General features: G+C 41.1%; 10 protein-coding genes. All 10 read left to right on the forward strand.

Features of this window, described 5'->3' with window-relative positions:
- Nucleotides 1–528: 3-hydroxyacyl-CoA dehydrogenase family protein (locus PLH26_RS13160; RefSeq protein WP_324586488.1), on the forward strand; the 528-nt coding region annotated here is incomplete at its 5' end.
- Between the two features lie 22 nt (nucleotides 529–550).
- Nucleotides 551–1,639, forward strand: coding sequence for a dipeptidase (locus PLH26_RS13165; protein WP_324586489.1), 1,089 nt, complete (start codon nucleotides 551–553; stop codon nucleotides 1,637–1,639).
- A 225-nt stretch (nucleotides 1,640–1,864) separates the two neighbouring features.
- Nucleotides 1,865–3,220 (forward strand): neutral/alkaline non-lysosomal ceramidase N-terminal domain-containing protein, encoded by a 1,356-nt coding sequence (locus PLH26_RS13170; protein WP_324586490.1) that lies wholly within the window; start codon nucleotides 1,865–1,867, stop codon nucleotides 3,218–3,220.
- A gap of 160 nt (nucleotides 3,221–3,380) precedes the next feature.
- Entirely contained in the window at nucleotides 3,381–3,773 is a 393-nt protein-coding gene (locus PLH26_RS13175) for a hypothetical protein (RefSeq protein ID WP_324586491.1), read from the forward strand.
- Between the two features lie 264 nt (nucleotides 3,774–4,037).
- On the forward strand, nucleotides 4,038–7,322 hold the full coding sequence (locus PLH26_RS13180; RefSeq protein ID WP_324586492.1) for a SusC/RagA family TonB-linked outer membrane protein: 3,285 nt from the start codon (nucleotides 4,038–4,040) through the stop codon (nucleotides 7,320–7,322).
- 18 nt (nucleotides 7,323–7,340) lie between these two features.
- Nucleotides 7,341–8,819 carry a RagB/SusD family nutrient uptake outer membrane protein gene (locus tag PLH26_RS13185; protein ID WP_324586493.1) on the forward strand — a complete coding sequence of 493 codons (1,479 nt, stop codon included), beginning with the start codon at nucleotides 7,341–7,343 and terminating at the stop codon, nucleotides 8,817–8,819.
- Nucleotides 8,820–8,891: 72 nt separating this feature from the next.
- Entirely contained in the window at nucleotides 8,892–10,460 is a 1,569-nt protein-coding gene (locus PLH26_RS13190; protein WP_324586494.1) for a glycoside hydrolase family protein, read from the forward strand.
- A gap of 64 nt (nucleotides 10,461–10,524) precedes the next feature.
- The gene (locus tag PLH26_RS13195) at nucleotides 10,525–11,994 is read left to right on the forward strand and encodes a glycoside hydrolase family protein (protein WP_324586495.1); all 1,470 of its coding nucleotides are present in this window, start codon (nucleotides 10,525–10,527) and stop codon (nucleotides 11,992–11,994) included.
- Nucleotides 11,995–12,174: 180 nt separating this feature from the next.
- Nucleotides 12,175–13,230 carry a sialidase family protein gene (locus PLH26_RS13200; protein WP_324586496.1) on the forward strand — a complete coding sequence of 352 codons (1,056 nt, stop codon included), beginning with the start codon at nucleotides 12,175–12,177 and terminating at the stop codon, nucleotides 13,228–13,230.
- 28 nt (nucleotides 13,231–13,258) lie between these two features.
- Nucleotides 13,259–14,722, forward strand: coding sequence for a hypothetical protein (locus PLH26_RS13205; RefSeq protein WP_324586497.1), 1,464 nt, complete (start codon nucleotides 13,259–13,261; stop codon nucleotides 14,720–14,722).
- Nucleotides 14,723–14,894 lie beyond the last annotated feature (172 nt).

The raw sequence follows: 14,894 nt of genomic DNA on the forward strand, positions 1-14,894 counted from the left end.
ACTTATTTTATGGAGATCATTGCCAATGCAAAAAATGACGGGGCATTGGTCAGGCAACTGGACAAAGAGGCAAGAACATACTGGGGCAAAGATCCTTATATTATTACGGGCGAGCTTGGTATTCGTGCCAAGATGATAGCTGCCATGGCAAGGGAAGCTTTTTACCTTGTGGAGAATGGCTATGCATCTGTTGAAGATATTGACAGGGCATGCCGGAATGATCCCGGATACTATTTGCCTTTTGCGGGAAATTTCAGGTATATTGACCTGATGGGCGGCGCCGGCGCTTATGGAAGAGTGATGCAAGACCTGAATCCGGAACTGTCAAAATCGCGGGAAGTTCCGGCATTTTTTTTAAACGCTGCCCGGCAGGCAGGCGTATCTGCTGAAAATAATAAAGGACTGTATGAATACCCCGAAGGTGAAATGGAGCAATGGGAAGAAACGTTCCGGGAATTCAGCTACCGGATAAAACAGATCATTGATAAGTATCCTTTTGCTTATACAAAGGAGTTATTGCCCGGGTAAACAATAGTTATCCGTTTAATATATGAAGAGACGATTTATTATTGATGCGCATCTCGATCTTGCCATGAACGCGATAGAGTGGAACCGCGATCTTACACGTCCGCTGGAAGAGATCAGGTTAAGAGAGATGCATTTAAAAGATAAGAACGACAGGGGCAGGGGAACGGTATGCCTGCCTGAGCTGCGTAAAGGAAGAGTGGGGTTGGTAGTGGCCACCCAACTGTCGCGGGTAAACGCTGCAGGCGGTGCTTTGCCGGGCTCAAGCTGGCATTCGCCGCAGCAGGCTTGGGCGATGACACAGGCGCAGCTTGCATGGTACAGGGAGATGGAGGCTTTGGGTGAAATGGTACAGATCGTCAGTCTGCAGCAGTTGAATGCGCACCTTGAGTTGTGGAATGATGAAACAATTGCAGATGATAAAAAGCCCATAGGATATGTGCTTAGCCTGGAAGGGGCCGATTCACTGGTGGATGTTTCTTATCTGCATAAAGCCTATGCCTGTGGTTTGAGAGCCGTAGGCCTTGCTCATTTTGCACATGGGCGTTATGCCCCCGGAACTAAAATGGAAGGCCCGCTTACCACCCAGGGAGTTGAGCTGTTGAAGGAAATGAGTAAACTGAATTTGATACTCGATGTTACTCACCTTACTGATGAGGGATTTACACAGGCAATGGATTTATATGACGGACCTGTTTGGGCGAGTCATCACAATGTAAGAAAAATAGTACCTGTGCAGCGACAGCTTACCGATGAGCAAATAAAGTTATTGATAGAAAAAGGTGCGGTGATCGGTGGTATGCTCGACTGCTGGGCGATGGACAGTAGGTTTATTGATACGGTATCCGATCCCTGGCAACTGAATATCCGTCTTGAAAACCTGGTGGATCACTGGGATCATATCTGTCAGATAGCAGGCAACAGCAGGCACGTGGCTTTTGGTACCGACCTCGATGGAAACTTTGGAACAGAACAATCCCCCTGGAATATGAACTCCATTGCCGATCTGCAGAAGTATGAAGCTATTCTTTCTGCACGCGGGTACAAAGATGAAGACATTGACAATATATTTTATAAAAACTGGCTCAGATTCTTACGGAAGGCGTGGGGATAAGATGGCAAGATGGTAAGATAGTAAGATAGTAAGATAGTAAGATGGTAAGATGGTAAGATGGTAAGATAGTAAGATCGTAAGGTAGTAAAAGCTTTCTTATCATCTTACAGTCTTACAGTCTTACGGTTTTACAGTCTTACGGTTTTACAGTCTTATTAGTCTTACAGTCTTACGGTCTTCCACTTTTGTGGTTTTAGATTTCAAATCTCAAATTTAAAATTTCAGATGAATAATTTTTCCGCCGGCGCCGCCCAAACAGATATCACTCCGCCGTTGGGCACCATCATCAACGGTGAGTTCGTGGCTTTTTACGCCCATACCATTCATGATCCTCTGTATTCAAAAGCACTGGTTTTACGTGATGCGACAACTACAATTGCTATAGTAATAGTGGATATCTGTGCGATGGAAAAAGCGTTCATTGATGAAGTAAAAAAAGAAATTCATAGCCAGGCAGGTATACAGCCGGATCATATTTTAATAGCGGCTACGCATACCCATTTTGCAGGATCTGTAGTTGATCTGTTGGGTGGCCCTTGCGATCTGGCATATAGAAAAAGTTTAGGTGCTAAAATTGTTCAGTCCGTAAAAGATGCCCGGGCAAAACTGCAGCCGGCAAAAATCGGACACGCTTCCATCAATATCTCTGAGCATGTGGTATGCAGGCGCTATTATATGAAGCCCGGCTATGAGGCGAAAAATCCCGTTACCGGCGGATTGGATATCATAAAAACAAATCCTGCCGGAGGTGAAGCCTATATAGATAAAAGAGCGTCAGCGGTTGATCCTGAACTGAGTGCTGTTGCCATTCAGTCCACAGATGGAAAATGGATCAGCCTGTTGGCCAATTATTCCATGCATTATGTTGGCGACTGTGCCAACGGAACAGTAACTGCAGATTATTTTGGCGTATTTGCAAGGCACATCAGTTCAATGCTTAAGGCTAATGAGCATTTTGTTGCCATGCTCAGCAACGGTACCAGTGGTGAAGCAAACATCTGGGATTTTCTTCAGCCTGATCGTTATCCCAAAGAAGAACATCAGAAGAAGGAAATGATAGGTAAAGATCTTGCGGCAAAATTGAGTGAAGCTATAAAAAATATACAGTGGAAGGCCAATCCTGTGATCTCCGCAGTTTTTAAAGAAGTAACACTGGTCGTTCGCAAACCATCTGCTGCAGAAGTGGGAGCAGCAAAAAAAATAGTAGCACAAACAGACTACCGCTTGATAGACCCCGCAACTCCGGAAGCCATGGCGAAAATATATGCACGCGAACAGGTGCTGCTGAATGAATATCCCGACACGATTGAATTCCCGGTACAGGCATTGAAGATCGGCGATATTACCATCGGCGCGCTGGGCGGGGAGTTTTTTGCAGAAACCGGGCTTGCATTGAAACAACAGATCAATACCGGTAAATATTTCACCATCACTATGGCCAACGGGTATATCGGTTATGTTCCTCCCGCGCATGAAATAGAAAAAGGCGGTTATGAAACATGGAGATGCCGGAGCAGTCATGTTAAGGAGGATGGGGAAGGAATAGTGAGGAATACGTTGTATGAAATAGCGAAGGCGTAAGAGAAGATGGTTGTAGGATCGTAAGAGAGTAAGACCGTAAGAGAGTAAGATCGTAAGACTGTAAAACTAAGACCGTAAGAGTGTAAAACGTAAGCATTTTTTCTCACGAACCTCCCATCTTGCTATCTTCCTGTCTTACCATTTTACTATTTTACCTGTCTTGCCATCTTCCTTGTCTTACCATTTAACTCCCAATAGCCGGTTGCCATTGCCGGTTCAACAAAATATTGAAGCCGTTATTTTTGTAGGTGATGGTGTTCAGACCGATAAGCCCGAAGAGGTGATTTTGTTTGTGAGAACCAATACGGCAGACAGCATGACCGTTTCAATGAACAACCAGTTGCTGCACACGGCTGATACTTCTTATCCCGGGCTGTTTGATAAATTGCGTGGAATAAAAAACGGGCAAAAGGTTAGCGCATTTACCGTTCTGGTGCAGCATCTTAAAAAAGGTGATAATACACTTCGGTTTTCTTCCCCGAACGGCGTAGTTGTACAGCGTATTGAACTGGCTTTAAAATATGGGCCGGTAGAAACAAACGGCTTTTTCTAAAACTCCTCAAGAACATTTACCTCTGATCCGGAGCCGCCATTTGCATGGCAGCCATCCGTTGGGTCTGGCAGTACAGCCTCCTTCAGCAACTGTATGATTTTACATCTTCTGCGGGCTTCTTTTCCCGGCTATTAAATTTTTTCCCGGTTAAAATGTGCAGTATTGTTTTTTGAAAAATAGTATTAAGAATGTAAATAAAAGTAGAAGATTTTGATAAATAGTAAAATTAGATTTGAAACTGGAATTAACCATCCCGCTTGTGTTATGAATAGAAAACATTTTACAGATCATTCTGATTTCTTTAAACTGCCAAAAACTACGATTATGATTCGACAACTCCGAGAAAAGTTTCAATTACATCATTCGCTGAAAAATTTTGCAGGGAAGATGTTCTCAATATTGATGGTTTTGCTTTTTAGCATAGGATTTGCTCAGGGGCAAAATGCTGTTACGGGAAAAATAACAAATGAAAGAGGTGAGCCTTTGGCTGGCGCCAGCGTGAAAATTAAAAACTCCGGCAACGGCACTACAACAAATGAAGAAGGTTTGTTTAGCATTAATGTTGCTGATCTTAATATAACGCTCATTGTTAGTTCAGTTGGATTTCAAACAAGAGATATTCCTTTAAATGGCAAATCAAATATTGATATATTCCTGGAAAGTGGAGTTGATCCGCTCTCTGAAGTTGTTGTTGTTGGGTTTGGCTCTCAGCAGCGCAGGAGTGAAATAACTACTGCCGTTTCAAAACTTGATAATAAGGTGCTGGAAAATATTCCTTACTCAAATGCCGCGGCTGCATTGCAGGGTACGCTGGCAGGGGTGCGTGTACAAACTAATTCAGGGCAACCCGGTGCAGCACCTAATATTATCGTTAGAGGCGGAACTTCCATAAATAGTCCAAATAGTTCGCCACCAATTTACATTATTGACGGAGTGTTGCGGGGTAATATGAATGATATCAGTGCACACGATATTAAATCTATACAGGTATTAAAGGATGCTGCGGCAACTGCAATTTATGGAGCGCAGGGGTCTAACGGCGTGGTAATTGTAGAAACGAAATCTGGTCAGTCAGGCAAAACGCAGGTTAATTATAAGTTTGATTTGATGAGGTCTGAGGTTGCCAAAACTTACGACATTCTTACTGGAAAAGATGAAGCTTATTTTTCCCGTCTGGGTATATTAGCAACCGGAGGAATAAATCCCGCGTTTCTCGCACAATTAGATGGAAGCACATACCTGGGGGGAGCTGGTAATGATCTTACCAATAAAACAACGGGTTCATTACAATATCTTACGCCGGAGAACCAGTATAAGCTCAATGAAGGCTGGGAAAGTATTCCTGATCCTGCAGACCCATCAAGAACTTTAATATTTAACAGTGTGGACTGGCAAAGTATGCTTTTTAGAAAGGCGCTTTCTCAAAATCATTCAATTTCAGTTTCAGGTGGAACTCAAAAGGCGAGATTTTATTTAGGTTTAGGATACCTGGATAGTAAAGGAATTGCTATACAAACAGATTACAAGCGGTTTACAATGAACCTTAACGGAGAGCTTAATATTAATGACAGAGTAAAGGTTTTCTCAAGAGTAATGTACTCTAATACAAGGAATAAACAGGTGCCGACAACAGATGTTTTTAAATCTTCCCTCATTGCGCCTGCAACCAATAAACTATATTTTGAAGATGGAACCCTCTCCCCGGGACGCAGTTTAGGATATTCCAATCCATTTTATAGATCATCGGTGTATAATCCAAAAAATATCGCAAATGACCTGACCCTGATTGTGGGTGGTGAAGCTGAAATTATTCCGGGTTTGACTTTTAGTCCTCAGGTTTCCGTGCAATATAGAGGAGGTTACTCCAGGAATTTTTTGCGGACGTACTTAAATGGACCAAGTACGCTTGTAACCTCACGCACGGCTACCGGTTCATATGCTGAGAACTTTAGGCCACAGGTGAATGCTGTATTAAACTACGGTAAAGTATTTAACAATGATCACGATTTTGAGATAAAAGCAGGCTTGTCGTATTTGTGGGCTAATAATATTTCGCTATCGGCTACAGGTCAAAACGCTGCAACCGATATCATCCCAACATTAAATGCTTCTGCAACACCAACAGCAGTTTCCGGTTCAGAAACACAACAAGTGTTGACAGGTTATTTTTCAAGGGCGGCATATAATTATAAAGGCAAGTATCTTTTTAGCGCAAGTTTGAGATACGACGGTGCATCAAACTTAGGCACAGATAATAAATGGGGTTTGTTTCCAGGTGTTTCTGCAGGATGGAATGTTGACCGGGAAGATTTTTGGAAATTTTTACCCCCAGAATTGGTTAAGCTGAAATTGAGAGCAAGTTATGGTGTAACAGGTAATATTAGCGGATTGGGATTATACCAGGCGCAGGGAGAATATAATGCTTCTTCAAGATATTATGGTTCTTCAGGTATTATGATATCAACTTTGCCGAACCAGAATTTAAAGTGGGAGCAATCAAAAACATTTGACATAGGAGCAGATTTGGGATTATTCAACAATAGAGTGAGTGTTATTTTTGATTACTACAGAAGAGTTACCGAAAACCTTTTAACCTCTTTAACACTCCCCCCTTCAACAGGATTTCCCAGCATATTAACAAACTATGGATCTCTTGAAAATAAGGGGTATGAAATAGAGTTATCTGCCAGAGTATTATCTCCTGAATCTCCTGTTCAATGGAATATTGCGTTTAATACTGCGAAGGTTAATAGTAAAATTATGAAGTTGCCCGAAAACGGAATTGAGAATAACAGGGTAGGCGGCGTATACGTATATGATCCTGCCAGGGGAAGTTATGCATGGCTCGGTGGTTTGCAGGAAGGGCAAAGGATCGGGGACCAATATGCATATCAGCAGGTAAGCGTTTATTCAACCAATGCTGAAGCCGCAAAAGCACCTATTGATATGTTGCTACCCAGTGCAAGTAAAATGAAGTATGGCGGAGATGTAAATTGGATGGACGTTGACCGGAATGATACTATAGATACGAGGGATCGTATTTACATGGGAAATATTATTCCACGGGTAACAGGCGGTTTTACAAATATTGTTAATTATAAGGGACTGAGTCTAACAGTCAGAATGGATTATACCTTGGGTGCAACCATTTATAATGAAACAGCTGCAAGGCTGGAAGGAAATTTTTCGGGAGCAAATGCGATAAGTGGGCATATGCTAAGATCCTGGCAGAAGGAAGGAGATGTTACGGATGTCCCCAGGTATTATTGGGCCGATCAGAACGCGCAATGGAATGTGTGGAATAATAGAGGAAGTTCCCGGTTTTATCAAAGTACAGATTTCTTATGTTTAAGAGAAGTAACGCTTGCATACAGGTTGCCGCAAAGTCTTCTGAAACGGATAAAAATTTCTGATATCACATTAAATCTCACAGGAAGTAATTTGAAGTATTTTACGAATTACGAAGGTTTGAGTCCTGAACAAACAAATACAGAAACCGCGTATCCTAATCCAAGGTCATTCATTTTCGGAGCTTCAATTACTTTCTAACTGAAAAACTGTAATAAGATGAGAAAAAATAACATATTGATATTTTCAGCTTTAATAATTGTAATTGGAGCTGGTTGTACCAAAACATTGGAACTTGAACCTGTCAGTTCTATTTCAACTGCATCATTCTGGAAATCTGAAGACGATGCAAACGGAGCATTAAGAGGCATGTACATAAGGCTACGTAGTGTTACTGCCACAAACCTATATTTATGGGGAGAATCGAGAAGCCAAAATCTAAAACAGTCACTCGGAAATGATTTTAGCAATCTCAGGCTATATAATAATACGTTAGATCCCACTGCTGCGGGTCCTGACTGGAGTTCAGTATATCGTGTAATTAATGATGTTAATCTTGTTTTGAAATATTTACCTAACATTTCCTTTAAAACAGAGGCAGATAAAAATAGGTCATTGGCAGAGGCCTATGCCATGAGGGCTTATTGCTATTTTATTATGGCTAAAACATGGGGAGACCTTCCGCTTGTAACTGACCCTACAGAAGGATATGATCCATCAGTTATTTATAAGGAAAGAACTCCGGTAGCGGATATATTTACCCAGATTAAAAATGACATAGCTCAGGGTTTATCTCTTTTCTCCGATAACAGCTTTACTGCCGGGCGGAACAGGTGGTCAAAACCGGCGCTAAATGCGCTTAAGGGGGATGTGTTTTTATGGACCGCAAAAAAATTAAATGGAGGCGATGAAGATCTGACTACAGCACTTTCTGCTTTGAATGATGTAGACGCGGCAGATGTACAGCTATTGAGTGATTTTGGGAGCATCTTTGATTATGACAATAAAGGGAATAAGGAAATTTTAATGGCGAATAATTTCCTTCTCAATGAAACAGGAAGCACTTTTATGCAGAATATGTACATAGATGCATATCCACCCAATAGTGATCCTGCAGCAGCTGCAATTATTGGCGCTGTTGGAGGGGCAAGTTACTGGACATTGACTGATGATACGAGGCAGAAGTTTAAACCGGAGGATTTACGCAGAACTGCGACTTATACAGAACTGTATAGTTATGATGAAGCAACCAGCGCATATACTAAGTTTTATGGTTGTATCCAGAAGAAGTTTGACGGAATGATCAATGCGGGTGCCAGAATCTTTATTGATGATGTGGTATTGTATAGATATGCTGATGTGTTACTGATGAAGGCAGAGGCGCAAAATGCGTTATCGCAGGATCCTTCTGATGCAATGAATCAAATAAGGAAGCGGGCATTTGGCAGTAATTTCAGTGGCAATGAATTTGTGTCCGGGTCAAAAGAAGATAATGACAATTCCATTTTAGAAGAACGTTTACTGGAATTTTTATATGAAGGAAAATATTGGTGGGACATATTGAGGTTCGATAAAGCTGCTGAATTAATACCATATTTTCAGAGTAATCCCACTGACACTTATAAATATCTCTGGCCGCTTTCGTTATCCATTTTAAGTACGGAACCTAAGGTTAATCAAAACCCAGGTTATCAATAAGAATACGCAATGAGCGCTTTCAAAACAAGTCTTTTATTTCGTTCGGTGTTTCGGCATTTCCTAGTGATATGTATGTTGATATATGCAGCGAACATTTATGCTCAAAAAAAGGTCAATGGAGAAATTAGTCCGATAGGGTCTTCCCGGCAACTGTTTACAGATAATACATTAATAGAAAAGGTTACAGGAAAGGCCGATCTCCTGCTTCATCATCCTGTAGCGCGTAATGTTGTTTTGGAAACCAACGAAGGATGGGAAGGGAACGGAACAAACTATATTACGGTTTTTCAGGACGGAGACAAATACCGCATGTATTATCGTGCCGGACATTATTCTTATACAGGAGGTAAAGACAGACCTAACCGTAAGGATATTTACTGTTATGCTGAAAGCGTGGATGGCATTCATTGGAAAAAACCTGTTCTTGAAATTATTAACTGGGCAGGCTCATTTAAAAATAATATTATTCTTGATTCCATTGGGAGCCATGCTTTCTCTCCGTTTTTGGATAAAAACCCCGATTGTGCGCCTGATGCAAAATACAAAGCGCTTGGATGGGGTGGAGGAAAACATGGGCTGTATGCTTTTAAATCTGCTGACGGAATACATTGGACCCTGATGAATGAAGATCCCGTTGTTACCAAAGGCGCTTTTGATTCGCAAAACCTGGCATTCTGGGATACGGAGAAGAAAGAATACAGATGTTATGTTCGTGATTTTCGTAATAAAACCAAAGGCTCTGTAAGCCTTATCAATGCAGGGATAGATGCGGGGCGGGATATCCGTACTGCCAAATCTAAAGATTTTATTCACTGGACAGAACCGGAGTTCATCAGCTATGAAGCAAATACAGATCCGGGAGGCAGTGTGCCCGACAAAAAAACGCGTTCTGAAAACTATCCAACGGGCAGGGTCTGCGAATTATATACTAATCAGGTATTGCCGTATTATCGTTCGCCCGGATTATTCATAGGTTTTCCCACAAGGTATGTAGATAAGGGATGGACCACATCAGCAAAGCTTCTGCCCCGTTTTGATTACCGGCAAATAAGGGCGGTTGGTTCCCGCAGAGAAGGAACAGCTATAACAGAAGGTATGATTATGAGCAGCAGGGACGGGGATCATTTTACTATCTGGCCGGAAGCCTTCCTGCGGCCGGGGCTCAGAAAATATGATACATGGTTTTATGGAGATATGTACCAGAATTGGGGATTAGTCGAGACACCGTCCGACATTGAAGACGCCCCGGCGGAAATATCAATATATGCAACAGAAAAGGCACTTCAGGAGACAGGAGTAAGCATAAGGCGATACACTATCAGGATAGATGGCTTTGTCTCGCTTCATGCACCGCTTGCCGGAGGTGAGCTCATTACTAAACCATTTACTTTTAACGGAAGTAAGCTTAGTTTGAATGTCTCAATCTCTGCCGCAGGGTCGGTGAGAATAGAAATTCAGCGACCGGATGGTAAAGCTATTCCATGGTTTTCATTAGATGATTGTGAAGAAATATATGGTGATGATTTAGACCGGCAGGTTATATGGAAACCGGCTGCTGACCTCACTAAATTACAGGGAGTTCCTGTCAGACTGCGGATATCCGTAAAGGATGCCGATGTTTACTCCTTTGTATTCAATTAGTAACTAAAAGATTAATGTGCATATATATTATTTAGGATATAAATCAGCCTTTTATTTTAAGAATATGTTTATAAATCGTAGAAAAAAGAATTTATTTTTTGGGTTAGCTGTCATTTGTTCTGTTATTCAAACAGAGTCGTTTGCTCAAAAGGATAAGTCTTTACATGTAGGGAATAACAGGGAGCTTTTTGTAGATCAATATTTGATAGAAAATCTTACTCATGTACGACAAAAACTTCATCATCCCAAAAATGAAGGACCTGTATTATATTTCGATAGAAAATGGGAAGGAAATTTTAGCGGCTATTCTACTGTTATAAAAGATGGCGGCTTGTACAGGTTGTATTATAGAGGAATTCGTGAAGTTGGCAACGATGGCAGTGAAAACGAAGTTACCTGTTACGCAGAGTCCAGGGATGGGAAAGTATGGGTAAAGCCTGAATTGGGGATATATGAAATGGATGGATCTGCAAGCAATAATATCATTCTTGCTAATGCGGCGCCTGTTACACATAATTTCTCACCGTTTCTTGATAAGAATCCTAATGCAAAAGTTACAGAAAGATATAAAGCACTTGGTGGCATAAAAAAGAGCGGATTAAAGGCATACATATCTTCCGATGGAATACATTGGAAAATATTGGCAGATCAACCGGTTATTACCGAAGGAGATTTTGATTCACAAAATGTTGCATTTTGGTCTGAAACGGAGAAGAAGTATATCTGTTATCTCAGATCTTCAGCTATTTCTTCTGATAAAAAAAAATACAGATCGGTAAGCAGAAGCACATCTGAAGATTTTATCAACTGGAGCAAACCTGAGCTCATGCAGTTTGGTAATGTGCCTTATGATCATCTCTATACCCAGCAAACCAGTCCTTACTATCGTGCTCCCCAGGTTTATATCGCCATTGGTGCGCGATTTATGCCGGGCAGGCAGGTAGTATCGGATGAACAGGCTGCTGTGCTGAATGTAAATCCCAAATATTATAAAGATTGTTCGGATGCGATTTTTATGACTACCCGCGGAGGGAATTTGTATAACAGAACATTCTTGGAGTCAATTATCAGACCGGAAATAGGATTGGAGAATTGGGTGTCCCGCTCCAACTATCCTGCGCTTAATATTGTTGAAACCGGGGCAAATGAAATGTCAGTATATGTTAATGAAAGTTATGCGCAGGAAGGCGCTCATCTAAAAAGATATTCAATGCGTATTGATGGTTTGGTGTCTGCACATGCAGAAATGAAAGAAGGACATGTAACTACAAAACCAATACAATTTGAAGGAATGGAGCTGGAAATTAATTATTCTACTTCGGCGGCAGGTTTTGTGAAAGTGGAAATACTTGATACAAATGGAAAGCCCATTCCGGGATTTTCAAAGGATGATGCAACTGAGATAATCGGGAATGAAATTAAACGAATAGTAGGATGGAAAGGCAACCAGTCTGTACAGGCTTTATCAGGTAGGCCAATCAGGTTGAAGTTTTATTTAAAAGATGCAGACTTGTTTTCTTTTAAGTTTAACTAAATGCATCAGGTAATGAAAGATTTTTGACTTTTTATTATATTGAAAGTCATTAAATACAATTCAAAAATGAAGACGTTCTTTTTCTGTCAAAATAAAATCCGGCTGCTTTCAATATTAGTATGCCTCGTGTGTGGGGTTGTACCTTGTATTTCACAGATTAAAAAAGTTAAAGACATTGTTGTGTATAGTGATACAGCCTTCTATTCCACTTTCCCTTCTGTAGTTAAGCTTAAGAATGGTGAATTAATGGTGGCCTTCAGAAGAGCTCCCAATCGCATCATTTTTGGAGAAAAGGGCAATAACCATGTGGATCATAACAGTTATCTGGTATCTGTAAAATCGAAAGATGGAGAAAACTGGGTGAAAACTCCTCAATTGCTGTATGCCCACGCATTTGGCGGCTCTCAGGATCCCTGCCTTCTTCGGTTGAAAGACGGTACTTTACTCTGTACAAGTTATGGATGGACTACAGTGCGTCCTGAAGGAATACCTAATTTAAAGCAACCGTATTTTGAAGCCGGAGGATATATATTTTTAGGAGGCTATGTAGTAAGATCAGTGGATGATGGAAGAACATGGCAGGGGCCTTATTATCCCCCACATATAATACCAGAACGAAACTTTAATGCATATGGCATGCCGGTGCCAGCCTATAACCGCGGCGCATTATACGAGGCAAAAGATGGCAGGATATTATGGATCGTTGCAGCACATGACAGTATAAAGAAAACATCTAATTATCTGCTTGCTTCAAAGGATAAAGGATTAACCTGGAAATATGTAAGTGAAGTAGCAAAAGATGCCAATGCTTCTTTCAATGAGGCATCAGTATATGAAACCCCCGGGGGAGACATTATTGGTTTTTTACGTACTGCCAATATGGATGATCAGGCGGTGATAGCCCGCTCTAAAGATGGGGGGAAAACCTTTTCCTGGGAACCAATGGGTTTCCAGGGACATCCATTAATGGCAACAAGATTACCGGATAACCGGGTTCTGCTGGTATATGGCTACCGGCATGAGCCTTATGGCATAAGAGCCCGCGTTTTAAATGCGGAATGTACTGATTGGAAAACATCCAAAGAATTTGTCTTGAGAGATGATGGAGGTAATACAGATATCGGTTACCCATGGTCGGTAGTATTGCCCGAAAACCGGGTACTGGTAGTTTACTACTTTAATAAAGCCAATGGTAGTCGCCATATTGCCGGAACTATTATTGAAATTCAACCTTAATTTTTTAATTCATTTAAATAAAAATGTCATGCATATTCTAAAGGGAGTATTATTATGTTTGGTATGTATTTGTCTTCACCAGACAGACCTGCTTGCTCAGACCGGTAAGCCACTGCAACTTGGAAATAACCGGGAACTATTTGTGGACCAGTACCTGATAGAAAAATTAAACAATGTTACCCAGCAGCTTCATACTCCTGTAAATGAAGGAACGGTTTTAAAGTTTGATAATCCCTGGGAAGGGAATTTTAGCGGATATAGTACTATAATTAAAGATGGAACGCAGTACAAACTTTATTATAGAGGCATAAGGGAAGCAGGTAAGGATGGTAACTCAAATGAAGTAACCTGCTATGCGGAGTCATCCGATGGCATTAACTGGACAAAACCCAACATTGGCATTTATACCATAGATGGTACAACAGATAATAATGTTGTTTTGGCACATGCGGCTCCGGCTACGCATAATTTCAGTCCTTTTCTCGATAGGAACCCCAATGCAAAAGCCACTGAAAGATTCAAGGCGTTAGGCGGAACGGATAGAACAGGCTTATTTGCTTTTGTATCTGCAGATGGTATCCATTGGGAAAAAATTCAGGATTCTGCCGTATATAAAACCGGGGTTTTTGATTCTCAAAATGTGGCTTTCTGGTCTGAAAGTGAACAACAATATGTTTGTTATTTCCGTACCTGGAGCGATGGAGGATTTACCCAGTATAAAGGTTTTAGGTCGGTGAGCAGAACTACTTCTAAAGATTTTATCAACTGGGCAGCTCCTGTAAAAATGACTTTTGGGAATACCCCATTAGACCATTTGTATACCAATCAAACCAGTCCTTATTTCAGGGCGCCACATATATACCTGTCTATTTGTGCCAGGTTTATGCCCAAGAGGCAGGTTTTAACTGATGAACAGGCTAAGGCATTAAATGTAAATCCTAATTATTTTAAAGATTGTTCCGATGCTGTATTTATGAGCACCAGGGGCGGCTCTGTATATGATAGAACATTTATGCAATCTTTTATTCGCCCTGAGATCGGGCTGGAAAACTGGGTATCCCGGTCTAATTATCCTGTGTTGAATGTGGTGCAAACCAGCCCTACAGAATTGTCGGTGTATGTAAATGAAAGCTATGCCCAGCCTACCGCGCATATTAAAAGATATTCTTTACGACTGGATGGATTTGCTTCCCTTAAGGGTGATTTTAAAGGTGGAGAAGTGATTACAAAACCTTTTGTTTTTAAAGGAAAAGCGCTTGAAATCAACTACGCTACTTCAGCAGCAGGATACGTAAAAATTGAAATACTCGATGCTAAAGGGCGACCGATACCAGGATATACAGTTAATAATACCCAGGAAATTATCGGCAATGAAATCAAACGTATAGTATTATGGAATGGGAAGGAGGATGTGTCCTCACTTGAAGGGAGGCCCGTAAAACTAAAGATCTATTTGAAAGATGCTGATTTATATTCTCTGAAGTTTAACTAAGACAGGAGCGCACCCATATAATTTAATTTATTATAGTGTATGATTTTTCAGCAAAAATCCAATGCGTCTGATGCTGCTATTGCAAGGGCCTTTTGCGACTTTGTTCCTGAGGAGATCTTTCCTGACTTGTCCCTTTTAGTGCGGTGGGAATAATTTGCCGACCAGCCCCCTC

The sequence above is a fragment of the Agriterribacter sp. genome (genome assembly GCF_035444585.1).
Lineage (GTDB): Bacteria > Bacteroidota > Bacteroidia > Chitinophagales > Chitinophagaceae > Agriterribacter.

Bases quoted from the DNA above. Each gene is read 5' to 3' on its own strand.
- PLH26_RS13165 (WP_324586489.1), top strand. From the start codon at position 551: ATGAAGAGACGATTTATTATTGATGCGCATCTCGATCTTGCCATGAAC.
- PLH26_RS13170 (WP_324586490.1), top strand. From the start codon at position 1,865: ATGAATAATTTTTCCGCCGGCGCCGCCCAAACAGATATCACTCCGCCG.
- PLH26_RS13180 (WP_324586492.1), top strand. From the start codon at position 4,038: ATGAATAGAAAACATTTTACAGATCATTCTGATTTCTTTAAACTGCCA.
- PLH26_RS13185 (WP_324586493.1), top strand. From the start codon at position 7,341: ATGAGAAAAAATAACATATTGATATTTTCAGCTTTAATAATTGTAATT.
- PLH26_RS13190 (WP_324586494.1), top strand. From the start codon at position 8,892: ATGTTGATATATGCAGCGAACATTTATGCTCAAAAAAAGGTCAATGGA.
- PLH26_RS13195 (WP_324586495.1), top strand. From the start codon at position 10,525: ATGTTTATAAATCGTAGAAAAAAGAATTTATTTTTTGGGTTAGCTGTC.
- PLH26_RS13205 (WP_324586497.1), top strand. From the start codon at position 13,259: ATGCATATTCTAAAGGGAGTATTATTATGTTTGGTATGTATTTGTCTT.